Annotated in this window: 27 protein-coding genes and 1 pseudogene; 14 read left to right on the top strand and 14 right to left on the bottom strand. The window is 60.0% G+C overall.

Annotated elements, in window-relative coordinates:
* Positions 1-150: 150 nt before the first annotated feature.
* The 8 genes and pseudogenes from EYC95_RS10080 to EYC95_RS10045 all read right to left on the bottom strand — a co-directional run bounded on the left by EYC95_RS10080 (position 151) and on the right by EYC95_RS10045 (position 7,537).
* A complete protein-coding gene (locus EYC95_RS10080; RefSeq protein WP_131060217.1) occupies positions 151-1,584 on the bottom strand; it encodes an FAD/NAD(P)-binding protein in 1,434 nt (477 codons plus the stop codon).
* 23 nt (positions 1,585-1,607) lie between these two features.
* Positions 1,608-1,706, bottom strand: a pseudogene (locus EYC95_RS30550) (ABC transporter ATP-binding protein); the annotation flags it as partial.
* 39 nt (positions 1,707-1,745) lie between these two features.
* Positions 1,746-2,651: an AMP-binding protein gene (locus tag EYC95_RS10070; protein ID WP_131060216.1), complete on the bottom strand. Its 906-nt coding sequence runs from the start codon at positions 2,649-2,651 to the stop codon at positions 1,746-1,748.
* Positions 2,652-2,880: 229 nt separating this feature from the next.
* Positions 2,881-4,284: an LLM class flavin-dependent oxidoreductase gene (locus EYC95_RS10065; protein ID WP_131060215.1), complete on the bottom strand. Its 1,404-nt coding sequence runs from the start codon at positions 4,282-4,284 to the stop codon at positions 2,881-2,883.
* Positions 4,285-4,584: 300 nt separating this feature from the next.
* Complete coding sequence (locus tag EYC95_RS10060) at positions 4,585-4,905, bottom strand: hypothetical protein (RefSeq protein ID WP_131060214.1); 321 nt, start codon at positions 4,903-4,905, stop codon at positions 4,585-4,587.
* A gap of 257 nt (positions 4,906-5,162) precedes the next feature.
* Positions 5,163-5,603 (bottom strand): acyl-CoA dehydrogenase, encoded by a 441-nt coding sequence (locus tag EYC95_RS10055; protein ID WP_131060213.1) that lies wholly within the window; start codon positions 5,601-5,603, stop codon positions 5,163-5,165.
* Positions 5,604-5,613: 10 nt separating this feature from the next.
* Complete coding sequence (locus tag EYC95_RS10050) at positions 5,614-6,816, bottom strand: SfnB family sulfur acquisition oxidoreductase (RefSeq protein WP_165557447.1); 1,203 nt, start codon at positions 6,814-6,816, stop codon at positions 5,614-5,616.
* Positions 6,817-6,973: 157 nt separating this feature from the next.
* The gene (locus EYC95_RS10045) at positions 6,974-7,537 is read right to left on the bottom strand and encodes a helix-turn-helix domain-containing protein (protein ID WP_131060211.1); all 564 of its coding nucleotides are present in this window, start codon (positions 7,535-7,537) and stop codon (positions 6,974-6,976) included.
* Here EYC95_RS10045 and EYC95_RS10040 point away from each other — a divergent pair.
* Positions 7,532-8,569: a DMT family transporter gene (locus tag EYC95_RS10040; RefSeq protein ID WP_131060210.1), complete on the top strand. Its 1,038-nt coding sequence runs from the start codon at positions 7,532-7,534 to the stop codon at positions 8,567-8,569. The genes EYC95_RS10045 and EYC95_RS10040 overlap by 6 nt on opposite strands.
* A 68-nt stretch (positions 8,570-8,637) precedes the next feature.
* Here the strand turns inward: EYC95_RS10040 and EYC95_RS10035 are convergent, their stop codons facing one another.
* A complete protein-coding gene (locus EYC95_RS10035) occupies positions 8,638-8,997 on the bottom strand; it encodes a hypothetical protein (protein WP_256656929.1) in 360 nt (119 codons plus the stop codon).
* A gap of 587 nt (positions 8,998-9,584) precedes the next feature.
* Between EYC95_RS10035 and EYC95_RS10030 the strand changes: the two genes are divergently transcribed.
* The 8 genes from EYC95_RS10030 to EYC95_RS09995 all read left to right on the top strand — a co-directional run bounded on the left by EYC95_RS10030 (position 9,585) and on the right by EYC95_RS09995 (position 16,493).
* Positions 9,585-9,869 carry a DUF3077 domain-containing protein gene (locus tag EYC95_RS10030; protein WP_131060208.1) on the top strand — a complete coding sequence of 95 codons (285 nt, stop codon included), beginning with the start codon at positions 9,585-9,587 and terminating at the stop codon, positions 9,867-9,869.
* Positions 9,866-10,108, top strand: coding sequence for a short-chain dehydrogenase (locus EYC95_RS10025; RefSeq protein ID WP_256656928.1), 243 nt, complete (start codon positions 9,866-9,868; stop codon positions 10,106-10,108). The genes EYC95_RS10030 and EYC95_RS10025 overlap by 4 nt, the downstream gene beginning before the upstream one ends.
* Positions 10,109-10,432: 324 nt before the next feature.
* Positions 10,433-13,351, top strand: a complete 2,919-nt coding sequence (locus EYC95_RS10020) for a monovalent cation/H+ antiporter subunit A (protein ID WP_131060207.1) — start codon at positions 10,433-10,435, stop codon at positions 13,349-13,351.
* Positions 13,351-13,695 carry a Na+/H+ antiporter subunit C gene (locus tag EYC95_RS10015; protein WP_007986256.1) on the top strand — a complete coding sequence of 115 codons (345 nt, stop codon included), beginning with the start codon at positions 13,351-13,353 and terminating at the stop codon, positions 13,693-13,695. The genes EYC95_RS10020 and EYC95_RS10015 overlap by 1 nt, the downstream gene beginning before the upstream one ends.
* A complete protein-coding gene (locus tag EYC95_RS10010; RefSeq protein WP_131060206.1) occupies positions 13,692-15,374 on the top strand; it encodes a monovalent cation/H+ antiporter subunit D in 1,683 nt (560 codons plus the stop codon). Before EYC95_RS10015 ends, EYC95_RS10010 begins: the two co-directional genes overlap by 4 nt.
* A complete protein-coding gene (locus EYC95_RS10005; protein ID WP_131060205.1) occupies positions 15,371-15,859 on the top strand; it encodes a Na+/H+ antiporter subunit E in 489 nt (162 codons plus the stop codon). Before EYC95_RS10010 ends, EYC95_RS10005 begins: the two co-directional genes overlap by 4 nt.
* Positions 15,856-16,134, top strand: coding sequence for a K+/H+ antiporter subunit F (locus EYC95_RS10000; protein ID WP_131060204.1), 279 nt, complete (start codon positions 15,856-15,858; stop codon positions 16,132-16,134). Before EYC95_RS10005 ends, EYC95_RS10000 begins: the two co-directional genes overlap by 4 nt.
* Complete coding sequence (locus EYC95_RS09995) at positions 16,131-16,493, top strand: Na+/H+ antiporter subunit G (RefSeq protein ID WP_131060203.1); 363 nt, start codon at positions 16,131-16,133, stop codon at positions 16,491-16,493. Before EYC95_RS10000 ends, EYC95_RS09995 begins: the two co-directional genes overlap by 4 nt.
* A 112-nt stretch (positions 16,494-16,605) precedes the next feature.
* Here the strand turns inward: EYC95_RS09995 and EYC95_RS09990 are convergent, their stop codons facing one another.
* On the bottom strand, positions 16,606-17,043 hold the full coding sequence (locus EYC95_RS09990; protein WP_131060202.1) for a DUF3995 domain-containing protein: 438 nt from the start codon (positions 17,041-17,043) through the stop codon (positions 16,606-16,608).
* Between the two features lie 95 nt (positions 17,044-17,138).
* Between EYC95_RS09990 and EYC95_RS09985 the strand changes: the two genes are divergently transcribed.
* Both EYC95_RS09985 and EYC95_RS09980 read left to right on the top strand, forming a co-directional pair.
* Positions 17,139-17,525, top strand: coding sequence for a DUF2946 domain-containing protein (locus EYC95_RS09985; RefSeq protein WP_131060201.1), 387 nt, complete (start codon positions 17,139-17,141; stop codon positions 17,523-17,525).
* 89 nt (positions 17,526-17,614) lie between these two features.
* Positions 17,615-19,747, top strand: coding sequence for a TonB-dependent siderophore receptor (locus tag EYC95_RS09980; RefSeq protein ID WP_131060200.1), 2,133 nt, complete (start codon positions 17,615-17,617; stop codon positions 19,745-19,747).
* Positions 19,748-19,868: 121 nt separating this feature from the next.
* Here the strand turns inward: EYC95_RS09980 and EYC95_RS09975 are convergent, their stop codons facing one another.
* The 3 genes from EYC95_RS09975 to EYC95_RS09965 form a co-directional block, all read right to left on the bottom strand.
* Positions 19,869-20,885, bottom strand: a complete 1,017-nt coding sequence (locus tag EYC95_RS09975; protein ID WP_131060199.1) for an ABC transporter substrate-binding protein — start codon at positions 20,883-20,885, stop codon at positions 19,869-19,871.
* Positions 20,886-21,003: 118 nt separating this feature from the next.
* On the bottom strand, positions 21,004-21,207 hold the full coding sequence (locus EYC95_RS09970; RefSeq protein WP_131060198.1) for a hypothetical protein: 204 nt from the start codon (positions 21,205-21,207) through the stop codon (positions 21,004-21,006).
* Entirely contained in the window at positions 21,207-21,677 is a 471-nt protein-coding gene (locus EYC95_RS09965; RefSeq protein WP_131060197.1) for a hypothetical protein, read from the bottom strand. The genes EYC95_RS09970 and EYC95_RS09965 overlap by 1 nt, the downstream gene beginning before the upstream one ends.
* On the opposite strand from EYC95_RS09965, the gene EYC95_RS30150 reads away from it, so the two are divergent.
* The 3 genes from EYC95_RS30150 to EYC95_RS09950 all read left to right on the top strand — a co-directional run bounded on the left by EYC95_RS30150 (position 21,651) and on the right by EYC95_RS09950 (position 23,098).
* Positions 21,651-21,788, top strand: coding sequence for a hypothetical protein (locus EYC95_RS30150; RefSeq protein WP_165557445.1), 138 nt, complete (start codon positions 21,651-21,653; stop codon positions 21,786-21,788). The two genes, EYC95_RS09965 and EYC95_RS30150, sit on opposite strands and share 27 nt — an antisense overlap.
* Positions 21,789-22,495: 707 nt before the next feature.
* On the top strand, positions 22,496-22,726 hold the full coding sequence (locus EYC95_RS09955) for a hypothetical protein (protein WP_131060195.1): 231 nt from the start codon (positions 22,496-22,498) through the stop codon (positions 22,724-22,726).
* A 132-nt stretch (positions 22,727-22,858) separates the two neighbouring features.
* Positions 22,859-23,098, top strand: a complete 240-nt coding sequence (locus tag EYC95_RS09950; protein WP_131060194.1) for a DUF2789 domain-containing protein — start codon at positions 22,859-22,861, stop codon at positions 23,096-23,098.
* Positions 23,099-23,184: 86 nt separating this feature from the next.
* Here EYC95_RS09950 and EYC95_RS09945 read toward each other — a convergent pair whose 3' ends face one another.
* Positions 23,185-24,513 (bottom strand): methyl-accepting chemotaxis protein, encoded by a 1,329-nt coding sequence (locus EYC95_RS09945; protein WP_256656934.1) that lies wholly within the window; start codon positions 24,511-24,513, stop codon positions 23,185-23,187.
* Positions 24,514-24,783 lie beyond the last annotated feature (270 nt).

The following is a 24,783-nucleotide window of genomic DNA, read 5'->3' as shown; positions in this document are numbered from 1 at the left end:
TGAAACAAGAAACCCCGGGTAGATCCGATCTACCCGGGGTTTCTTCGTATCAGGTGTCCATCGATCCCGTAGCAGCTGTCGTTGTGGCGAGGGGATTTAGCGAAACGGGGCGGTGCGACGTTTCGCTAAATCCCCTCGCCACATCGGCAGCTACAACGACCGTGTCAGGCGCTCCGCCAGGGCTTTGGCCTGACTGGCCACATCGGTGACGGCCGTGCTTTCCCACCACATGCCCCGCAACGGCGGGCCCATGGCGAACAGGCGTTCGGCGACCTGCCCATCGGCGTCCAGCACTGCGCCATCAACGGCAGCCGCAATCCCCAGTGCCAACGGCCCCGGGCGAATCAGCCCGCAAGCCAGCAATTGTTGCGGCAGCGGTCGGGCCACCCGGCGCCAGTCGTATTCGATACCGCTGGAGTTGATCAACGCCGCGCCACTGACAACCGTGGTGTCAACCTCACCACGACGGCGGATGCGGATGCTCACCTGCCCCTCGACCGTCGACTCCAGCCCCTTGAACGACGCCGCCTGAATCCGCAGCCGCCCTTCCTGGTGCAGCCGTGCCACCAGTTCGGCACTCAACGGTGGCGAGCGGTGGTGATGACTTTCCCACCACGGCCGCACGTGCCGCACAAACTGCCGACGCTGCACGTCCGTCGCCTGATTCCACAACCGGCCAACATGCGCCCGCACGGTGTCGAGCGGCGACTGCCAGTCGATGCCTTGAGCGATGGCGTCCCGGCAATGCCGGCGCAGTTCGCGCACCAACTGACGAGGCGTGCGAATGCTCTGATCCTCAGCGAGAAAATCCACCCAGGCCGGCGGCTGCCGACGCACATGCGGCAGCAAGCCGTGACGGGAAAACACTTCGATCGGCCCGCGATGCCCGGCCTGCTCCAGCGATACCACGGCATCGACCATGGTCAGGCCCGAACCGATGATCAACACCGTCGACTGCGGGTCCAAGCGGCGCATGGCCGCGACATCCCACGGATCAAGCGCCGCAGCATTCAAGCCGCTGGACTCGGTCTGCGGCGTGCGCGCGGCGGGAAACATCCCCGTGGCCAGCACCGCGTAAGTGCCTTGCAAGCGTTGCCCGTCACTCAGGGTCAGCAGCACCAAATCGTCGCGGGTTTGCAGATCAACCACTTCGGCCTGCACATGCTCGACCGTTGAACCGTTCACCGCGCCCACCGCTTGCGCCTCCGCCAGACGCTGCTGCACGTACACACCGAAAAGCCCCCGGGGCGGGAATAATTCGCTGACCGGCACATGCTGTTCATCCGACTCCGGCCAGCCACCCGCAGCGATGTGCGCAGTCAGCCATTGGGTCAGATCATCGACGTTGTCAGGGTCGACGCTCATGCGTGCAGCATTGCCGTTGAGCGTATGGCCCAGCTCGACCGCGCTGTACGCCTCGCCCCGGCCGAGTTCGGCGCGCGGTTCGATCACCCGCAACGAACGCTTGCCAGGCAATCGCAACAACTGCGCCGCCAACATCGCGCCGCTGAGGCCGCCGCCGACGATCAGAATGTCCGCGTGGCGAATGCCGTCGGTCGCCAGTCCGCGTTGGGTTTGAGTCATGGCGTTCTCACTGGTCAATGGTTCATCTCGAAAATCTCCTGGACGATAATAGGCGCCAAACCCATGGAACAGTCATCAAGCGGTACCAAAGTAGGACGCGTCACCGTCGCCCGACTGATGGCGAACACGCCGTACCACTGGCAGGTTGGATTCGGTCGAGCTCATGCGGTGTCCCGTTTGAATTCGTTGAGCCAGGTCGGCGCCGGTCGAGCGTCTGGGGTGCGCGTGGCTTGCCAGATGAAATGCAGGTTGTGGAACCCCAGCAGACGGCGAACGCGGTTTTTGATCAGGCGTTGCAACGGTCTTTGCGGGTGGGCGATGGCCCAGTCGCAAAGGCGTCGACGCCAGGTGCCTTGGGGGGCCAGGCGACTGTCGATTTCAGTGGCCAGCCGTTGCAGGCGTTCGGCCGACAGCAACAGCCCCGACGGCGCGACTTCACGGCGATCGCGGCTGGCACTGCCGGGGCTTTCCGGGAAGGCCAGAGAGTGGCCGCTGCTGAGCCATTGTTCAAACACGACGGTCAGGCCGTCCTGCCATTGCGTGCCCTCTTCGCTCCACAGTTGGGCGCCTTGTGCCCAGCGATGCCAGCGTTGCGGGGGCTCTGTCGGGCCGAGCAGTGCGGCGAACTCCAGCAGCGTCTGGCCGTGGTCGAGCCAGAGTTGCTGCGTCTGCCGGCCCTGGACGAAGGCATGGGTCGGGCGGCTGCGCCACAGGGCTTTGTGCAGTGATTCGGCGTCGAGATTGTCCGCCAATGTCAGCCGTTCACCGCCGATGTGTTGAGCGGCGAGTGCCAACAGCAACAGATTCGGTTCGAAGGCACCGCTGAGCGCCAGCCGCGAGTCTTCGGTGAAGCCTTGCTGACGCAAGCCATCGGCCAGCCGTTCGACATCGCGCAAGGCGTCGATCCAGCGCCAGACAACCCACTGACCGTGGCGCTTGTGCCGCAACGCTGGCTGCAACGGGCTGACCTGCGCCCAGTGGCGCATCTGATCCAAAGCCTGGGGCAGATCAACCCGCCACGGGGCCGAGGCCGCGATTGGCGGACGCTTGAGTTCATGCACGCTCATGGGACCTCCTGTTCATGGGCAAAAGCGTGCGGTGGTCCGCCGGGCTGAAATCTGTAAAACGACCGCGTCCCAATGTGGGAGCGGGCTTGCTCGCGAAAGCGGTGGGTCAGGCAACTTTAATGCTGCCGGCCCCTTCGCGAGCAAGCCCGCTCCCACAGGGTTTGGTGTCGTCCACAAATACCGCCGGCGAAACAAAACCTGTGGGAGCGTGGCTTGCCCGCGAAGGGGCCTACGCAGACACCACTTTCTTCTCCTGCTGCCGCAACCCCGCCAGATCCCGATACCCTGCACCCGGATGAATCTCCGGCAGTCGCGGCCCGGCCCCAAACAACTTCTCACGCAAGGTCCCCGGCGCGTATTCGGTCTTGTATACCCCGCGCCTCTGCAACTCCGGCACCAGCAATTCCACGGCGTCGATGAAGGTTTCGTGGGTCAACGCATAGGCCAGGTTGAACCCGTCCACGTCGGTCTCCTCGACCCACTCCTGCAACAGATCGGCGACGGTTTCGTGGCTGCCGACAAACAACGGCCCGAACCCGCCGATACCGACCCAATCGGCCAATTCGTTAGGCGTCCAGACCTTGTTCGGATCCGCCGTCGAGAACGCTTCTACCGCCGATTGAATGGCGTTGGTGTGCACATGCTTGAGCGGCTCGTCCGGTTTGAACTGGCTGAAATCGATCCCGGTCCAACCGGAAATCAACGCCATCGCCCCCTCGTAGCTGACCCAGGTTTTGTATTCCTCGAACTTGGCTTTCGCCTTGGCGTCGGTCTCGCCGAGGATCACGGTTTGCAGGTTGAAGATCAGGATCTTCGACGGATCACGCCCGGCCTCGGCGGCGCGACGACGAATATCGGCCACGGTTCTCTTCAGCAGCACTTTCGACGGCGCGGCGACAAACACGCACTCGGCATGTTCGGCAGCAAACTGCTTGCCGCGACTCGATGCGCCCGCCTGATAAAGCACCGGGGTGCGTTGCGGCGAGGGTTCGCAGAGGTGAATCCCAGGCACCTGAAAGTGTTTACCCACGTGCCCGATCTCGTGGATCTTGCTCGGATCGCTGAAAATCCGTCGCTCGTGGTCGCGCAGGATCGCGCCCTCTTCCCAACTGCCTTCCCAGAGTTTGTAGCAAACCTCCAGGTATTCTTCGGCGAAGTCATAACGGGCATCGTGTTCGGTCTGGGCTTTCTGGCCGAGGTTCTTCGCGCCGCTTTCCAGATAAGAGGTGACGATGTTCCAGCCCGCGCGGCCCTTGGTCAGATGGTCGAGCGTCGACAAGCGCCGGGCGAACGGATACGGATGCTCGAAGGACAACGACGCGGTCAGGCCAAAACCCAGATGCTCGGTGACCAGCGCCATCGGCGGAATCAGTTGCAATGGATCGTTGACCGGCACCTGCGCCGCCTGACGGATCGCCGCATCACCGTTGCCGTTGTAAACGTCATAGATGCCCAACACGTCGGCGATGAACAAACCGTCGAACTTGCCACGCTCGAGGATTTTCGCCAGATCGGTCCAGTACTCGAGGTCCTTGTACTGCCACGAGCGATCCCGCGGATGCGCCCATAAACCCGGCGACTGGTGGCCGACGCAGTTCATGTCAAAGGCGTTGAGACGGATTTCACGAGGCATCAGGCAATTCTCCTGAAACCGTGCAGGCGATAGAGCGATTAAAACGGGGGATAGCAGATGTGGACAACATGACTTTCGGACTCCTGTTGGATATGAGAGTCCTAATGCACGAGTCGCGCCAGAATGGATAAACAGCTTGTTTTCGCCATTTCCTGTTGCGAGATAAAAAAATAGACGGTCGACTAACAGCACAAAGTGTTGGGTAGCTGTTTGCGGAGCAACACCTGCAATTGACAGCGCTCTAATCTCCGGAGAGAAAAGAGCACTTATTAACAAATTTACTTTTGAGAATCGAGAGCCTTAGCTGGCAACTGAAGTGACCTTAGATTTACCCAGCCTCTCAGTGTCATTATTCTCTAGAGTAAACCTAAAATCCACATGCTTATGGCCACGCAGGCGCTCGTGGTCCTTTTTAATTTTACTAATTACACCCGCTCCATCCTCTTCAACTCTCTGTGAGCTGAGCGCATAAAAGTTCGTATCTGTCGCCGGCTTACCCCAGCAGTGGACCCAGTAACCCTTTTTAGTAATTGTATCTGTCGACGAAGGGGTATCAATTACAAAATCCGACTGCGTCACTTTAACTTCTGGCGCGTCAAGTTCTGGCTGTTCGTTTGACATTTCGCGTTCCCTCTTAAGAGTAAAATATGAAGTTCCGATTGATTCGGACTTCATCGCACAACCTGTTTAGTGCAAGCTCTTGCACTGCGTAATATATAAGATCGAAAACACGAGGATGTCTACTGTCAGAAATAACAGGTCAACATGCGTTCAGACGAGTGGTAACGGGGGTTTAACTAGCTGCGCCGAGCACGAATTTGGCTACAACAAAGCCTGTCATTGCAGGCTTAACGTTTTTCTCGAAAAATTTCTATTTATCAATACGTTACGTAAGAAAACTTGTGTGGATGAATGCCGTTCAGGCGGAAGTTGCCAATAAGGTGAAGCTTCCAGCGCAACGGGTCTTGCAGCGACCCATGCAGCACGGTGCGTTGGCCGGTGAGTTCGAATTCGGCATTGCTGACGGCGTTAAGCGCGTCGGCGCTGGCCAGGTGCGACTCGGCGATGGCAACGCTGATTTCCGTGTCGTCTTCGTGACTGTTCAGAAACTCGTCGGCGCGTTCGAGCAGCGCGGCGGCGACTTCGATGCGGATGTGCAAATCACCGACACGGCTGATGACGTAGGGGTCACTCGTGGCTTGAGCTTGCTGGCGAACAAAACGCAGGGTCGCATCGAGCAGGCTGCGGGCGTTGTGCAAGTCGTGCTGACTCTTGGTCAGGGGCTGGTCGGCAACAATCGGTTGGGTCAAAGCGTTCATGGTGGGCTCCTCAGTTCCAGGCGTGGCGCGCGGGCTTCACGCCGTTGAGCAGGTAGTTGCCAATCAGGTGGGATTTCCAGCGCGCCGGATCGTGCAGCGTGTGAGTCCGAGCGTTGCGCCAGTGGCGGTCGAGGTTGTATTTGCCCAGCACCGAGCGGGTACCGGCCAGTTCGAAGAGTTTGCTGCTGGCGAGCAAGGCGATTTCGGCGGACAGGACTTTGGCTTGAGCGACCACCACCGAAGCGTGGGCCACCGTGTCTTCATTGGCGTTGAGCAACGCCGCGTCGATGGCCTGTCCGGCCTTTTTCAGGATCGCTTCGGTGCCATGCACCCGCCATTCGAGATCGCCAATCGCGGCGATGCTGAACGGGTCCTGCCAGCCGTGGTCCTGCCCGCTGTCGATCCATGGCCGGGCTTCGCGGGCGTAGCGTTTGGTTTCTTCCAGGGCGCCGACGGCGATGCCGGTGTCCACGGCAGCCTGAATGATTTGCGAGATCGGGCCGTCGGCGGTGGGTTCGTCGAACGCCTTGTGGGCCGGGATTACCGCACTGAGCGGGACCTTCACCGCGCTCAGCGTCACGCCGCCACTGGCCGTGGTGCGCTGGCCGAATCCGTCCCAGCTGTCGATCACCGTCAGGCCGGGATTGTCGCGCTCAATGAAAGCAATGAAGGCCTTGTTCTCTTCATCCACCGCCACGGCCGGTACGATGTGCGCGAACAACGCGCCGGTGCAGTAGAACTTCTCGCCGTCGATTTGCGCGGTGTCTTTGCCGAAACGGATTCGGGTTTCGAAAGCACCGGCGTTTTTGCTTTTGGATTCGGAGAAGGCGTTGCCGAAACGATAGCCCTGCAAGACTTTGCCGAAGTAAAAGCGCTTCTGCTCCTCGGTGGCGGTTTGCAGGAGGATGTCGAGCACGCCGAGGTGGTTTTGCGGGATCTGGCCGAGGGATGAGTCGGCGGCGGAAATGATCTTGATCACCTCGGCGACGGTCACGTAGGAAACGCCAGCGCCGCCATATGCCTTGGGCACCGTGATGCCCCAGAGGCCGCTGGCGGAGAACTCGTCCAGCTCATTAATCGGCAGGCGTCGTTCGCGGTCGCGGAGGCTGGCTTCGACGGCGAAGCGTGCGGCGAGCTTGTGAGCGACGGCGATGGCTTCGGCGTCCGAGCGGATCACATGGGCGGTGCGAGGGGGTTGGGTAGAGGCTGTCATGGGCCGACTCCGGGATTCTGGTGAATACGCCAGAGCTTTTGCAGGAGTCGTGCCTTAATTCAATTTCGTTTTATTTCAATAGCTTGAGTATTTTACCGAGAAAGACTTACAGCTTTAAAACAGCCAAAGTGTCTGTCCAGTGTTGATCGGCAAACAGTTAAATCACTACGTTTCGAACAAACCGCGCAGCCACCGGACCATCATTGCGATAGGAATGCGGCTGGTCACTGGCGAACATGAAGAACTCACCCGCGCCAATCTCAAGCGGCGTATCGCCCAGCATCAACGTCAGGCAGCCTGCGAACACATAAATCTGCTCACTCCAACCCTCCGCATCCGGTTGCGACGGATAAACCTCCCCCGGTTGCAAACACCATTCCCATTGCTCCACTTCACGGGTGGCGGTGGCTTTGGACAGTAAAACGGCTTTGCTGCCGGGAATCGTTCCGGCCCAGGCGACTTCGTTGATGCGGCTCGGGTCGCGGGCATCCGGGGCCTGGATCAAATCGCTGAACGCCACGTCCAGTGCTTCGGCCACACGGTCGAGGGTGGTCAGGCTGACGTTTTTCTCGCCGGCCTCGATCGCCACCAGCATGCGGCGGCTGACCCCGGACTTTTCGGCCAGCGCGGTCTGGCTCATGTCGGCGGCATGACGCAGGCGTCGAACGTTCTGGCTGACGTGCTGAAGGACCGAGGCCCGCTGGGTAGAATCTTTGTGCACTATATTGCTCACTTGGTGGAGTTGGGCAGTATACTGCGCAACATTCGACGCATTGTGCGTCCCCCTCAGGTAGCGCGCAAGGTCATGACGTCTGTGAACGCCTCTCACACTTCTTCCCGTTTCTCGCGGTTCAGCAAGGCCGAGTACGTGCTGGTGCTGATCACCATGGTCTGGGGCGGGACATTCTTGCTGGTGCAGCACGCAATGACCGTCAGCGGGCCGATGTTTTTTGTCGGCCTGCGCTTTGCGGCGGCGGCGATCATTGTTGCGCTGTTCTCCTGGCGTCATCTGCGGGAACTGACCCTGTTCGAACTCAAGGCCGGGGCGTTTATCGGCGTGGCGATCATGCTGGGCTACGGCTTGCAGACTGTCGGTTTGCAAAGCATTCCCAGCAGTCAGTCGGCATTTATTACCGCGTTGTACGTGCCCTTCGTACCCCTGCTGCAATGGCTGGTGCTGGGACGGCGTCCGGGGCTGATGCCGAGTATCGGGATCATGCTGGCGTTTACCGGGTTGATGCTGCTGTCCGGGCCGGCGGGCGCTTCCTTTAATTTCAGTCCGGGTGAAATCGCCACGTTGATCAGTGCTGTCGCGATTGCGGCGGAGATCATTTTGATCAGCACGTATGCCGGGCAAGTCGATGTGCGCCGGGTGACGGTGGCGCAACTGGCGACCACGTCGGTGCTGTCGTTCCTGATGGTGGTGCCGACTCAGGAAGTGATTCCGGGTTTCTCATGGCTGTTGCTGTGCAGTGCGCTGGGCTTGGGTGCAGCGAGCGCGGCGATTCAGGTGGCGATGAACTGGGCGCAGCAGAGTGTCTCGCCAACCCGGGCGACGTTGATTTATGCGGGCGAGCCGGTGTGGGCCGGGATAGTCGGAAGGATTGCCGGGGAGCGGTTGCCGGCGATTGCGTTGGTGGGTGCGGGGTTGATTGTGGCGGCGGTGATTGTGAGTGAGTTGAAGACCAAGGGTAAAGATCGTGGGGTAGTTAACGACCAGGTAGAGAGCGAGGCCATCGACTCAAACAAATGAGATTTTCTCCCGATGCTCAGGAAGACGGCCAGAAATCTCCAATGATCTTGATAACGCCTACGCTGCGATTACTCCGGCAACGACCGAATGATGTCCGCCAGGTCATCCCTAGTGATCTTGTTGGATTTGATGGCCGCGGCAACATCCTCCTTGGAAAGAGGAAAGCGTTTGAAAATCTTCTTTAGGGCATCGGAGTCAACATTTGACATCCACAGAGGGGAAATGAAATCTCCTTGGTATTCCGGCCTCATCGGCACTTCTTCGTGTGCAATTGCACCCTTGTGGTTCAAGTAAACGACATAACGGTCATGCCCTTCAGGAAAGCTCTTGTCACGATAAAGCGTGGTGCCGAGGGGCAGCACATAATAGTTTTCATCGCCATTCGGCCCCTCAATAAGAAGAGGCTCTTTAGTTTTAATCATGCTCATGTCATGGGTCCTCGACACGTTTAATGCAACAAACGCCAATACGGTTGCATTAACCAGTATCAAAACACCCAACCAGAAAATCAGTCTTTTATTCGTAAACATCCTTTTTATGACACCTCAATTATTCCCTTGAGCATGAGGATAACCGGTGGCGAGGGAGCTTGCTCCCGCTGGACTACGAAGCGGCCCCAAAAAAGGGACTGCTGCGCCGTCCAACGGGAGCAAGCTCCCTCGCCACAGGTTCAGTGTCATGCTTGAGTGACGCCGATCAGTGCCAGTCCGTTCCTCACAAGGGCTTCGGGTGTTAGCTGACTCGGAACAGACCTACAAGCAAAGCAGCTGTTTCAGGCTTTTGGCCGGTTGACTGCCCTGCCCTCACTCCCTATCCTCGCGCCTGTCACGAACTCATTCGTGATCGGGTTTGACGGCTCGGCGTTTTCCAGGACCTTGTGCAGCGCTATGGCAGCTGTGCGTGGGGCACTTTCGAGTGCGCCGGGTTCCTGGACCGGTCCGTCAACCTGCGTACAGTTGCCACCTGATTCGTTTGACGGCGATGACGTGGCCACTCCATTTTTCAGGAGATGCACATGACCAATCCAACCACAAAATCCACCCCCTTCGCCCGCTGCGACCACGTCGACCACCACCTCTTCGCGGTACAACCCGACATCCCGCTACTCGACGCCCTCGAACACGCCGCGGTCTACCTCAGCTGCGCCGAAGCCCTTGCCCATCAAGCCCCCACCGCTACCCGCCCGGAACATAAAGCTTCATTACGCTGGGCCAGCCAGCAAATGCTCGGTACTGCGCGCTCGTTGGTTCAAGCATCCATCGACGGGATGCACGCGACCCAAGCTGGAGGTGATGTATGAACCCGCATATGCCGATGACCAACAATGACTGCGATATACCGGTGTTACTGGTCGCCACTCAAGCGCCGCTGGACGTGTTGCACAGCAACGCGGCCACACGGTTTCTGGCCGTGACGCAAATGATGGAAAGTTTGGCCAGTCTTGATATCACTCAAGCCAAGGGGGCCGATGTGCAGCAACTCGCGCATGCGGCGGCAATGTTGCTGCGTGATGGGTGTGATGTGATGGATGTGATGTGATGGATGTGTTGGGTCGGCAGATTAGGGCGCAGGTCTGACGGAAGTCGTTTGATTTCCGAGATTGATTTGGCTGTATGGGCCTCATCGCGAGCAGGCTCGCTCCCACAAGGGATCTGCTGTGTACACAAATTTTGTGCACCATGCTAATCCAATGTGGGAGCGGGCTTGCTCGCGAAGGGGCCAGACCTGCTGAAAACACACCTTTGAAACAATGTGAATCAGGTTTTTTCCGTCTACCTTGTAGGATTCTGCGACAGCTTGGCGTTTGGCGATCCGGGAGCTGGCACGTATGATGCTTCACAAACTTCCGCAGATTAGAAGCCTATGTCCCTGATAGTTCTACTGCTTCTGCCTTTTATCGGCAGCTGTCTGGCGGCTTTGCTGCCTCACAACGCGCGTAACACCGAATCTTTGCTGGCTGGCCTGGTTGCCTTGATAGGCACCGTTCAGGTCGCCCTCTTGTACCCGCAAATCGCCCATGGCGGCGTCATTCGTGAAGAGTTTTTCTGGCTGCCCAGCGTGGGCCTGAATTTCGTCCTGCGCATGGACGGTTTCGCGTGGCTGTTCTCGATGCTGGTGCTGGGCATCGGCACGCTGGTTTCTTTATACGCTCGCTATTACATGTCGCCGGACGATCCGGTGCCACGGTTCTTTGCGTTTTTCCTGGCGTTCATGGGCGCGATGCTCGGGTTGGTGATCTCCGGCAATCTGATCCAGATCGTGTTTTTCTGGGAACTGACCAGCCTCTTTTCATTCCTGTTGATCGGCTACTGGCACCACCGCGCCGATGCGCGACGCGGCGCCTATATGGCGCTGATGGTCACCGGCGCCGGCGGATTGTGCCTGCTGGCGGGGGTCATGCTGCTCGGCCATGTGGTCGGCAGCTATGACCTGGACAAGGTCCTGGCCGCCGGCGATCTGATTCGCGCGCACCACCTCTACCCTATCCTGCTGCCCCTGATCCTGATCGGCGCCCTGAGCAAAAGTGCGCAATTCCCCTTCCACTTCTGGCTGCCCCACGCGATGGCGGCGCCGACACCGGTTTCGGCCTATCTGCACTCGGCGACCATGGTCAAGGCCGGGGTGTTCCTGCTCGCAAGATTGTGGCCGTCGCTGTCCGGCAGTGAAGAATGGTTCTACATCGTCAGCGGCGCCGGTGCTTGCACCCTGTTGCTCGGCGCGTACTGCGCGATGTTCCAGAACGACCTCAAGGGTTTGCTGGCCTACTCGACCATCAGCCACCTCGGCCTGATCACTCTGCTATTGGGCCTGAACAGTCCGCTGGCCGCCGTGGCCGCGGTGTTTCACATCCTCAACCACGCAACCTTCAAGGCTTCGCTGTTCATGGCCGCCGGGATCATCGACCACGAAAGCGGCACCCGTGACATTCGCAAGCTCAGCGGCCTGATCAAGCTGATCCCCTTCACCGCCACCCTGGCCATGGTCGCCAGCGCCTCGATGGCCGGCGTGCCACTGCTCAACGGCTTTCTGTCGAAAGAGATGTTCTTCGCCGAAACCGTGTTCATCAACGCCACGGCCTGGGTCGAGATGACCTTGCCGATTGTCGCGACCATCGCCGGCACCTTCAGCGTCGCCTACTCGCTGCGCTTCACCGTTGACGTGTTCTTTGGCCCGACCGCCACCGACCTGCCCCACACCCCGCACGAACCGCCACGCTGGATGCGCGCACCGGTTGAGTTGCTGGTGTTCGCCTGTCTGATCGTGGGGATTTTCCCGGCGCAAGTGGTCGGCCCGTTGCTGGCCGCCGCCGCCCTGCCGGTGGTGGGCGGAGTCCTGCCTGAATACAGCCTGGCAATCTGGCACGGCTGGAACGCGCCGATGATCATGAGCCTGATCGCCATGTCCTGCGGCATCGTGCTGTATCTGCTGTTGCGCAATCAGCTCAAACTCGGGCGTTTCAAATACCCGCCGGTCATTGGGCGGTTCAACGGCAAGCGCCTGTTCGAACGCAGCCTGGTGATCATGATGCGCCTGGCCCGTCGGCTGGAGCGGCGGATCAGCACCAAACGCCTGCAAACCCAATTGTTTCTGGTGGTGCTCGCGGCGGTGTTCGCCGGGTTGATCCCGATGCTGCACAGCAGCCTGAGCTGGGGTGATCGGCCGAAGATTCCGGGGTCGATCGTGTTCGTGACCCTTTGGCTGCTGGCGATTGCCTGTGCCCTCGGCGCGGCGTGGCAGGCCAAGTATCACCGGCTCGCGGCCCTGACCATGGTCAGCGTCTGCGGCCTGATGACCTGCGTCACCTTTGTCTGGTTCTCGGCGCCGGACCTGGCGCTGACGCAACTGGTGGTCGAAGTGGTGACCACGGTGCTGATTCTCCTCGGCCTGCGCTGGTTGCCGCGCCGGATCGAAGAGGTGTCGCCGCTGCCGAGCACCCTGCGCAAGGCACGCATCCGTCGTATCCGCGACTTGCTGCTGTCGACCGTCGTCGGTGGCGGTATGGCGTTGCTGTCCTACGCGATGCTGACGCGCCAGACGCCGAACGACATCTCCTCGTTCTACCTCAGCCGCGCCCTGCCCGAAGGCGGCGGCAGCAACGTGGTCAACGTGATGCTGGTGGACTTCCGTGGTTTCGATACCCTCGGCGAAATCACCGTGCTGGCAGCCGTGGCGTTGACCGTATTCGCCCTGCTGCGACGTTTCCGACCTCCGAAAGAAAGCCTGCAGTTACCGGCCCAGCAACGCCTGCTGGCGCCCGACGTCGTCACCGATCTGGTCAACCCGCGTCAGGCCAGCGACACCGCGCTCGGCTTCATGATGGTCCCGGCGGTGCTGGTACGTCTGCTGCTGCCGATTGCCTTTGTGGTGTCGTTCTACCTGTTCATGCGCGGGCACAACCAACCGGGTGGCGGTTTTGTCGCCGGGCTGGTGATGTCGGTCGCATTCATCCTGCAATACATGGTTGCCGGCACCCAGTGGGTCGAGGCGCAAATGAGCCTGCGTCCGCTGCGCTGGATGGGCACAGGCCTGCTGTTCGCCACGGTCACCGGGCTCGGCGCGATGGCCGCCGGATATCCGTTCCTGACCACCCACACCTGGCATTTCGGACTGCCGGTGCTGGGCGATATCCACATCGCCAGTGCGCTGTTCTTCGACATCGGCGTCTACGCCGTGGTGGTCGGTTCGACGCTGTTGGTCCTCACCGCCCTCGCCCACCAATCGGTTCGGGGTCACAAGACCGCGGCCCTGCCCAGATCCGTCGCCACCAAAGGAGCCGTCTGATGGAAGAAGTCATCGCAATCGCCATCGGCGTACTGGCCGCGTCCGGCGTCTGGCTGATCCTGCGGCCACGGACGTTTCAGGTGGTGATGGGCCTGTGCCTGCTGTCCTACGGCGTCAACCTGTTCATCTTCAGCATGGGCAGCCTGTTCATCGGCAAGGAACCGATCATCAAGGACGGCGTGCCGCAGGACTTGTTGCATTACACCGACCCCTTACCGCAAGCGCTGGTGCTGACCGCCATCGTGATCAGCTTTGCCATGACCGCGCTGTTTCTGGTGGTGCTGTTGGCCTCCCGTGGCTTGACCGGGACCGACCATGTGGATGGCCGGGAGCCTAAAGAATGAATGCGATGACGCACCTGATCGCCGCACCGATTCTGCTGCCACTGCTGACCGCCGCCATCATGCTGATGCTGGGCGAGAAACATCGCCCGTTGAAGGCCAAGATCAACCTGTTCTCCAGCCTGCTGGGCCTGGGGATTTCCGTGATGTTGCTGCAATGGACGCAGACCACCGGCGTGCCCGGTTCGGTCGGCGTCTACCTGCCGGGCAACTGGCAGGTGCCGTTCGGTATCGTGCTGGTGGTCGATCGCTTGTCGGCGCTGATGCTGGTGCTGACCGGGATCATCGGCGTCAGCGCCTTGCTGTTCGCCATGGCCCGTTGGGACGGCGCCGGTTCGAGTTTCCACGCGCTGTTCCAGATCCAGATGATGGGCCTGTACGGCGCGTTCCTGACGGCGGACCTGTTCAACCTGTTTGTGTTTTTTGAAGTGTTGCTGGCGGCGTCTTACGGGCTGATGCTCCACGGTTCGGGCCGGGCGCGGGTGTCGTCGGGGCTGCATTACATCTCGATCAACCTGCTGGCGTCGTCGCTGTTCCTGATCGGCGCGGCGCTGATCTATGGCGTCACCGGCACGCTGAACATGGCCGACCTGGCGCTGAAAATCCCGCTGGTCCCGGAGGCCGATCGTGGCCTGCTGCATGCCGGCGCGGGGATTCTCGCGGTAGCGTTCCTGGCCAAGGCCGGGATGTGGCCGCTGAACTTCTGGCTGGTGCCGGCCTATTCGGCGGCCAGTGCGCCGGTGGCGGCGATGTTCGCGATCATGACCAAGGTCGGCGTGTACACCTTGCTGCGCTTGTGGACCCTGCTGTTCTCCGGCCAGGCCGGGGCGTCGGCATACTTTGGCGGCGACTGGCTGATCTACGGCGGCATGGCCACCATCGTCTGCGCCGCCGTGGCGATTCTTGCCGCACAACGACTGGAGCGCCTGGCCAGCCTGAGTATTCTGGTGTCGGCCGGGATTCTGCTGTCGGCCATCGGTTTCGCCCAGCCGAACCTGATCGGCGCGGCACTGTTCTATCTCGTCAGCTCGACCCTGGCATTGAGCGCGTTATTCCTGTTGGCCGAGTTGATCGAGCGTTCGCGTTCGGCCAATGAAATGCCGTTGTTCGATGACGGCGATCTACCGCGACCGATGGAATCCTTGCAGCCGCCCAAAGGCATCAACCTCGATGACGAGCAGAAAGCCGTGGTCGGCCAGGTGATTCCCTGGACCATGGCGTTCCTCGGCTTGAGCTTCATTGCCTGCGCGCTGCTGATCATCGGCATGCCGCCGCTGTCCGGGTTTATCGGCAAACTCAGCCTGCTCAGCGCCCTGCTCAACCCGCTGGGGCTGGGCAATGGCACTGATGAACCGGTGTCGAATGCGGCGTGGGGTTTGCTGGCGTTGTTGATCCTGTCCGGGCTGGCGTCGTTGATTGCCTTCTCGCGGTTGGGCATCCAGCGTTTCTGGACACCCGAAGAACGGCCATCGCCCTTGTTGCGCCGTTTCGAATGCGTGCCGATCATCGTCCTGCTGGGGCTGAGCGTTGCGCTGACCTTCAAGGCCGAACCGCTGATGCGCTATACCCAGGCGGCCGCGAATGCCTTGAACAACCCGCAGCAATACGTCATGGCGGTACTCGGCACGCGTGTGGGGCCGAGCCCGGAAGCCAAGGCGGCAATGCTGGAGGTGCAGCCATGAAGCGTCTGTTTCCGGCACCGTGGTTGTCGCTGGCCTTGTGGCTGTTGTGGCTGGTGCTGAACCTGTCGATGAGCCCCGGCAACCTGTTGCTCGGCGCGGTGCTGGGGTTCTGCGCGCCGCTGATGATGCGCAAGCTGCGGCCGCTGCCGATCCGCATTCGTCGACCCGGGGTGATCCTGCGTTTGTTCTTCCTGGTCGGCCGCGACGTGGTGGTGTCGAACCTGACCGTGGCTTGGGGCGTGCTCAACGCCGGTCGCCGTCCACCGCGCTCGCGCTTCATCAAAGTGCCGCTGGATTTGCGCGATGCCAATGGCCTGGCGGCGCTGTCGATGATCTGCACGGTGGTTCCCGGGACGGTCTGGTCGGAACTGGCGCTGGACCGCAGCATCCTGTTGGTGCACGTGTTCGATCTGGATGATGAAGCGCTGTTTATCGAGCACTTCAAGGCGACCTATGAGCGCCCCTTGATGGAGATCTTCGAATGAGCGAATTGCTGTCGAACGCGATCCTGCTGAGCCTGTTTCTGTTTTCCCTGGCGATGATCCTGACCCTGATTCGCCTGTTCAAAGGCCCATCGGCCCAGGATCGGGTTCTGGCGCTGGACTACCTGTACATCATCGCGATGCTGATGATGTTGGCGCTGGGCATTCGTTATGCCAGTGACACTTATTTCGAGGCGGCGCTGCTGATCGCCCTGTTCGGTTTCGTCGGCTCGTTTGCTCTGGCCAAATTCCTGCTGCGTGGCGAGGTGATCGAATGAACGCGGAACTGTCTCTGTGGGTTGAAATTCCGGTGGCGATCCTGCTGGTGCTCGGCAGTGTGTTTGCGCTGATCGGCGCCATTGGCCTGGTGCGGATGAAGGACTACTTTCAGCGCATGCACCCACCGGCGCTGGCCTCGACCTTGGGGGCGTGGTGCGTGGCGCTGGCCTCGATCATCTATTTTTCGGCGCTCAAGTCCGGGCCGGTGCTGCATGCCTGGTTGATTCCGATTCTGCTGTCGATCACGGTGCCGGTGACCACGTTGCTGCTGGCCCGGGCTGCGCTGTTTCGCAAGCGCATGGCGGGGGATGATGTGCCGGCTGAGGTGAGTAGTCGGCGCACTGAGAGCAGGAGTTAATTCAGAAGTTTGTGTTGATTGGGCGGGCCTCTTCGCGGGCAAGCCTCGCTCCTACAGGTTTTGCGCGATCCTGTAGGAACGAGGCTTGCCCGCGAAGCTTTTCAGCAACAACTCAGATCCAGGCAACAGCCAACAACCCGGCGCCCAACACCACACACAACGGCGAATAAGCCCAGGTGTCGAGCCGGGCAAACTTCGAATCCTTGTCCTGTTTGAAGAACCCCACCAGGTTCGAATCGCCAATCGCCCGGGCAAACAACAGCATCGCAATGGCGCTGATCACCCATTGCAGCGACCAGTGATGCACCGTCGGCAGATAAAGCCCGACTCGCAGGCACACCAGTATCGCGATCAACAGCAACCCCACCGCGACCAACAACGTGGCAAATCCCGACGGCTTGAACGCCGGCCTTGATTCTGCGCCGCCCTCCCCGGGCACTCGCGGCACCGCCGCCTCGCTTCCCAACTTGCCCCCCGCCGCCCAGTACAAATGGACCAGGCTCATCAACAGGAAGATTGCAGCAATCCATTGCGCGACCATTAGGCTCATATTCAGACATCCAGCGTGAAATGTCGCAGCAGGATGAACCTCCTTGAACGTTTTTGTAAGGGTATTTGTCATCGGCGGTGGTAAAGTACCGCTCCATGAAATTCGCCCGAACTGATCGCACACTGATGGCCTGGATGCTTTATTGCTGCGTCCTGTTCAACGTGTTCGCCTGCAGTATCGGTCACGGGCAAATGGTCGGGATGCAGCTCAACGGCATCGGCGGCCAGTTCTGCTCGGTTGATCCGGCCACCCAGGCGCCAGCCTCCCCGAACAGCTCCGAAGACAACCTGCCGACCCTGTCCAAGGCCTTCGGTTGCCCGCTGTGTTCCACCGGCGGCATGGGCCCGGCGCTCAACTCCAGCCTGACCCTGGCGATCCTTCCGGAGCAACACAGCCCACCCTTGGCCGTCGTCGCCAGCGCTGACCTCCCTGCCCGCTTCACCTGGCCTTCGGCCAATCCTCGCGCCCCGCCTTTCGCCTGAGTTACTTCGCCTTTTCCGATCAGCCCACCGCGCCAACGCGTGACGTTTGCCTGTGCGCTGCTTCCTAGACAAGCATTCAGGATTCATCGATGAAACGCATTCCTTTACTGGCCAGCCTGTGCGGCTGCCTGTCTGTTAACTCCTGGGCGCAATCCACCGTCGACCTGGCGCCCATCATGATTGATGGCGAAGCGGTGACTGAGCCGGGGTTAAGCCTCGATCAAGCCAGCGGCATGGCCTCGCGTCTGGGCCTGAGCGTGCGTGAAACCCCGGCGTCGGTGGCCATCGCCGACCGCAATGACATCGAGCGCCACGGCGCGCAAAACTTCCAGGACGCCGCCAACACCTTGCCCGGCGTCAATGCCAGCGCACCGCCGGGTTTCGGCGGATTTGTCTCCTACCGGGGGTTCACCAGCGGCCAGATCACCCAGATGTTCAACGGCATCAACGTCTCCGGCGGCCTCGCCCGGCCGGTGGATGCGTGGATTTATGATCGGGTGGAACTGGTGGGCGGCCCGTCGTCGCTGATCAATGGCGCCGGTTCCGTGGGCGGCTCATTGAACTACGTGACCAAACTCGCGACCCGCGAAGAGCGCGCGATCGAAGGCCGCGTCAGCTACGGCACTTATGACACCACAGAAGCCGCGTTCGGCCTCAACCACGCGCTCAGCGAGGCCGGTGCAGATGTGCAGCACTACGCGCGGCTCGACGTCAGCCACAACACCGGCAATGGCTACATCGACCGTCAAGAGCGCGAGGCCTGGAGTGTGGCGTTCTCGCTGCTCAGCGACCTGACGCCCAACCTGTCCCACACCCTCGCGCTGGAATATCAGGACGAACATGAAGACAGTCCGTACTGGGGCACGCCCGTGCTCAACCCCAAGGCCGGCGAACTGAAAATCGACAGGCACAACCGCTTCAACAACTACAACGCTGAAGACGGGCGTTACGAGCAGCGCACGATCTGGGTTCGCTCGATCATCGACTATCGGATCAACGACAGCACCACCCTGCGCAACACCCTTTATCACCTCGACAGCCAGCGCGATTACCGCAACCTGGAAACCTACCAGTACAACGCCGACAACAGCGCGGTGAACCGCTCCACGGCGTATCAGGTTCGGCATCAGGGCGAACAGAATGGCAACCAGTTCGAGTTGCGCCACGACAACACGCTGTTTGGCCTGGACACTACCTGGTCTGGCGGTTTCGAGTACAAGGCCAACCAGACCACCAACTCGCCGCTGAACGTCAAAGGTGCCAGCACCGTCGACCCGAACAACTTTCAGCCAGGGCACTTCTATGACATCCCCGGCACTAAACCGGGTTTTGTCAGCGACAAGACCAACGAGGTGACGACCAAAGCCCTGTTCGCCGAAAACCGCCTGGCACTGACCGACAAACTGGCGTTGCTGACCGGCGTGCGTTACGACGATATCGACCTGGACGTGACCAATCACCGGGCAGTGACCGCCAGCAACCCCCGGCATTTGAAACGCAGCTGGGAACCGGTGACCGGTCGGGTCGGCCTGACCTATCAGTTCATTCCCTCCGCCAACGTCTACGTGCAATACAGCACCGCCGCCGAACAGCCCAACGGCACGCAGGATTTCGACGTGTCCACCGGCAAGCAATGGGAAGTCGGCAGCAAGTTCGATTATCTGGACGGCCGCGGTTCGGCAACGGTGGCGGCGTACACGATTGAGCGAAAGGATTTCGCAGTGATCGATCCACTGGACCCGACCACCAGCATTCCCGTGGGGCAGCAGACGTCCAAAGGGATCGAGTTGGCCAGCTCCCTGCGGATCACCGACAAGCTGTTGGCGGAGGGCAACTTCGCGTGGGTCGATGCGCAGTACGACGAGTTCACCGAGAAGAATGCGGCCGGCGTGGTGGTTTCACGCAAGGGCAACACGCCGACCAACGTGCCGGACCGGGTCGGTAATCTGTGGCTGACCTATGACTTCGCGCCGCAATGGCAAGGCGGTGTCGATGCACGTTATGTGGCCTCGGTGTTTGCCGACAGTGCCAACACCATGATTGTGCCGTCGTACACGCTCTATGGCACGTTTCTCAGTTACAAGGTCGATCGGCATACCGCCGTCACCGGCCGGGTGCGTAATTTGACGAATGAGGTGTATGCCGAGTTTGCGCATGTGTCGCCGGCGTATTACCTCGGGACACCGCGGACGTTTGAATTGGCGGTGCAGACCCGGTTTTAAAAGCAAAAGCAAAAGCTTCGTCGGAACGCCGCCCGAAGCAAGCCCCACAATGGATCTTCAGCGCTCACAAAATCCTTGTGGGAGCGGGCTTGCTCGCGAAAGCGGCATCAGTCTCCCTGCATCACTTCAACTCGGCAGATACCTTATCCGCCACATCCTTGGGCACCCACGCCTGCCAAACATCCGGGTGCGCCTTCATGAACGCCTCCGCCGCCTGACGTGGCGGGGTGTGTTTTTCGCTCATTTCAGCCAGCGCCTTGTTCAAGGGGGCGATCGGAAAATCGACCTTGCTGAAGAAATCGGCAATCTGCGGATACTGCTTCTGAAAAGGCGTGGACACACCGATCGACAGCTTCGAGGCCAGCGAGCGCGTCGGTTTCGGATTGGGGTTGTCTGCGTCGGTCAGGGTTTTCCAGGCTTCGGCATCGAAGGGCGGCTCCTCCAGCTGAATCAGCTTGAAGCGCCCGAGCAGCGGCGTCGGTGACCAGTAATAAAACAGCACCGGCTTGCCGCGACGAATCGACGAACTGATCTCTGCATCCAGCGCCGCTCCGGAACCGCTGCGAAAATTCACATAGCTGTCGTTCAGGCCATAGGCCGTTAGTTTCTGCTTGTTCACCACTTCCGACGTCCAGCCAATCGGGCTGTTGAGGAAGCGTCCCTTGCCCGGGCTTTCCGGATCGCTGAACACATCCTTGTACTTGGGCAGGTCGCTGACACTGCGCAAACCGGGCGCCAGCGGCTTGATGCCCTTGGCCGGGTCGCCCTTGATCACATATTCGGGCACCCACCAGCCTTCAGTCGCCCCCTTGACCGTATCGCCCAGGCTCACGACTTTGCCCTCGGCTTCAGCCTTGACCCAGACCGGACTGCGCCCGGCCCATTCTTCGCCAATGACCTGAATGTCATTGTTGGCCAGTGCGGTTTCCAGGGTGATGGTTGTGCCGGGCAAGGTGTCCGTCGGCAAGCCGTAGCCCTTCTCGACGATGATCCGCAGGATATCGGTGATCAGGCTGCCACTTTCCCAGTTCAGGTCGGCGAAGTGGATCGGCGCCTGGGCCGCAGATACCGGAAGGGATGAACTCAATACACCAAACGTGGCCAGGGCAACGGCCAGCAACCGTCGAAATCCTTTCATGCTTTTGCACCTCGTGCTGTTCACAGCAATAGCAGGATGGCCTGACAGAAGACCGCAAGCCTCTGAATACCCAGTCAACTGACTGTAGTAGAGGTTCCTGCTTTCGAGGGGGCATGAATTACTTTTCGGAAGTTTCCTGCAAGCGAGCCAGCTCTCTTCTTACCATGCTGGCGTACGCCGCCGGGCGCAGCGTGTAGATCTGTGACGCGACCCATCTCAGCCAGCCTCCCTGCAGAACAGCCTTCTGCTCGAACAGCCGCTGGGCTTCGACTTGCGCGCTGGCCTGGTTCTGTTCGTGGAAATCGGCGCGGGTCAGGGTCATTACTCGCTGGCCTTGAACGTGATCAGTTCGCCCTTGCGCCACTTGGCGGCTTTGGCGGTCACGGCTTTCAGGGTTTTGGTCAGGCCTTCCTGCAACTGCTGGTGAGCGGCGAAGACCATCACCACGCTATGACCTTCCTTGAACACAATCGCGTGACCGTCTGCGGTGGTGACAAAGGCGTAATCGCCCAGTCCGTACACCGTCAGTTTGATTTCACGGAACTTGATGTCGAGCTTGCCACCTTCACGACTGGGCAATACCGAAGCACTGAAATGATCGCCGACCTTGAGCTTGAGCCCTGGCTTGTCATCGACCACCAGTGCCTCTTCGGTGTCGATCTCGGCAATGTAAATGCCTTCAGCGTTCTGTTCGGTGATGTAAACGAAACGTGACTGAAACTGTTTAACCAGCTTTGCGCGCAAATCACCGAGCACGAACAAAGCATGCATATCGAGATTACTTACTGCCAAGGAAACATCCCCACATCTGAAAATGATGCCGCACGCAGAAGAAGCGCACAGCAGAAAAAAGCGGCCATGCCGAAAGTTTGCCGTAAGACCCGAATTGAAATCCTGAGCTGAGCAGAGCGCTCATGCCTCGCGAGGTCAGTGAGATTACTGGAATACCCCTCGCGCCGTCCTCTGTGAAAGTCGTCAGATGTTGAAGGAAAACGCCCTTCTTGCAGCCAGAGGAAACCGGATTACCAACTTTAGGGAAAAATCTCTTTAAAAAAAGCACTTTTCTGACAGATCGCCAGTAAAAAATTGCTTTAGATGAACACCATTCGCCCACCAGTGAGGGTGATTCTAGAGCAGCCTTGCTCACAGAGACTACCCAAAACGACGTACACACGTCGGCAAAACAATGAAAAGGACTTCACATGTGCACAATGACTCACTTCGCTTCCTCCCAAACAGAGCGCGCAAACAGCTCCGTCCCCTTGCTCCCGGTGATGTTCCAGCCGCATGAGTTGCAGCCGGAAAGCTTTCTGCTGCCACGCTTTCAAGTGGTATTGGCCGGTAATGCCTTCTTCCACATCAAGGAAATTTCCACGGGACGCGTAAGAGGTTTCCGCGGATGCCATAACGAAGCCTGCGCCCTTGCCCGCTCATTCGAGTCACGCGTCTGACGTGTTCTTTTGCGTTCATACCTATAGACGTTTCGTCATGCCGGCGACTTAACTCAGCCGCCGGCAGGCAACTACTGCCATACTGCCCGATCCACGAAATCCGTCCCCAGGACGGACGGCGTTCAACACAACAAAATATTTCCAAGGGAAGGCAGCTACGTGACGGAATTTGATATCGGTGAATTTTTTATCCGGGGCGAAGCCAGAGAGGTCGACGGCGAATTCCAGGCAGTCATCATCATGCGTGCCAAACCACCGTTGACTGCGGTGACGTATCACCAGGTCGAGAAGGATCGCTGGTTCAAAACCTCGGAAGTCGCCGCTATCGCCGCCAAGGAGGCTGCCCAAGCCCTTAAACTCGCCGTCGATGAAGGTGCATTGAAAGCCTGATCGTCGGATTTGCCGTCTATGCTCTCTCCTGCTGACCCACATCGTGATCGAACTCCTGAAGCGCGGCCCCCTCAGATGCAATGACACCGCACCTCAGACCTCGCATTCGACGCGACCCGCAAGGAGATGAAGATGGATTCACCTACACACGACTTGAAAGGTTTGTTCGACCAGCTCGGCCTGGACTCCAGCGAGAAAGCCATCGACGATTTCATCGCCGGTCATTCCCCCTTGGCCGACGACAAGAAACTCATCGATGCCGAGTTCTGGACGCCGCAACAAGCAGGCTTCCTCAAAGAACAATTGCGTGAAGACGCCGATTGGGCGCGGGTGGTCGACGACCTGAACCTGCGCATGCACCAGATTCACTAGCCCGCCAGTCTTGACTGTTGCGAGGGGGTTTAGCGAAACGTCGCACCGCCCCGTTTGGCTGCGCAGCAGTCGTCAATCCAGACAATTCAGTATCTCTGAACGGACGCTAGGGGCCGCTTCGCGACCCAACGGGGATAAATCCCCTCGCCACAGGCAAGCCCCCTCACAACAAGTGATTCATCGGTTGTTCTATTTTTGGGCTTCTGGGGCTTGTAGCCCAAGCGCAATCCACCCCAATGCCGCCCCTTGAGCATGATCGGCACCGAGAGGTCGTGCATTAGCTCGCCAGTGTCGCGGGTGTAAGTCTGCAACAACACGGGCTGCTGATGGCTGCCACAGCGGATGCCGGTACGGTCGGCGAACTTGCGCTTGGTGCGGTTTTTTACCGTATCGACCTGCGCATCGCCGGTCAGCGGCTGGCTGAAGAGTGTGTTGTGGGTCGGCACGTAACCCTGCTGGGTGCAGGCGATGGCAAACACCAGGCCTTCATGTCGCGGCAGCAACGGTTCCTGGATCGCTGGCAAGACCTGATCGGTGTAACGATCGAAGCGGGTCTGAAACTTAGCGGGGCTGGTGTTGGGGATCGCCTGGTAACTGCGATCGAACAGATCATCAAGGCTCACACGACCCTGATCGATATCCGCTTCGAAACGCGCGGCAATCTGGCTGGCGCCTTCGCGGGCCAGGTCGTAAATCCGTTGGTGGTAGTCATCCAGCCCGACCTCGGCGAGACGCTCACTGATGGTTTCGGCCTGACCTTCCATTTGCACTGCTGCTTGAGCCAGGCGCTGGGTCTGTTGGTCGCTGACCGCCAGGTCGCTGCGCATCTGTTCGATGGCGTGGAACAGGCTGTCGAGTTGTTCGCGGTTGGTGTCCGCGCCCCTGGCGATTTCCCCGACCTGGTTCTCGACGCCGGCGGCCAGACGCGCAATGTTTTCCAGGTGCTGGCCGGTGTGTTCGACCTGCTCAACACCCGTGTCGAGGTCGCTGGACAGTTGGCGGATCTGCTCCACCACTTGAGCCGTGCGTTGCTGGATATCGGCAACCATCTCCCCGACTTCGCCGGTTGCCGTCGCCGTGCGCGCCGCCAGACCGCGAACTTCATCCGCCACCACCGCGAACCCGCGACCGTGTTCCCCGGCTCGGGCCGCTTCGATCGCGGCGTTCAAGGCCAGCAGATTGGTCTGGCTGGCTATCGACTGAATCACCAGGGTAACCCGTTGAATATCGTCACTGCGCAGGCTCAAGGCCTCGATCAGTTCACGGCTGCTGCTGGCGCGCTGACTGAGCTGATGCATGCGACTGATGGACTCAATCAGTTCCGTGCGCCCTGCTGCGCTGCTCTGATGAGCTTCGCTGGCGGCACTGAGGGCTTCGCGGCTGAGTTTCGAGGTGGCTTGTTCGGTCGCGATCATCACTTCGGCGTTGCTGACGATTTGCGCCGCCGCGTCGAGTTGCGATTGCAGTTTGTCGGCCAGTTGCTTGACCGAAAAGGCCACGCCTGCGGCCGACAAGGCGTTATGACTGGTGGTGTAGGAAAGATCGCGAGTCAACTCGGCGATGGCACTGGCGCCGTCGGCAGGAGTTGCTTGGGGAGTGGTGCGTGAGCGTAGGCGTGGCAGCCAGATAACCAGAATGGCCAGTGGCAGGCAAAGGTAAAGCGACCAGCCTCCCAGCGCCATGCC

Origin of the sequence: Pseudomonas sp. BGI-2 (assembly GCF_004310295.1) — a bacterium.
Lineage (GTDB): Bacteria > Pseudomonadota > Gammaproteobacteria > Pseudomonadales > Pseudomonadaceae > Aquipseudomonas.
Note: the sequence above shows the minus strand (reverse complement) of the source record. Positions and strands in the feature narration are given on the sequence as shown.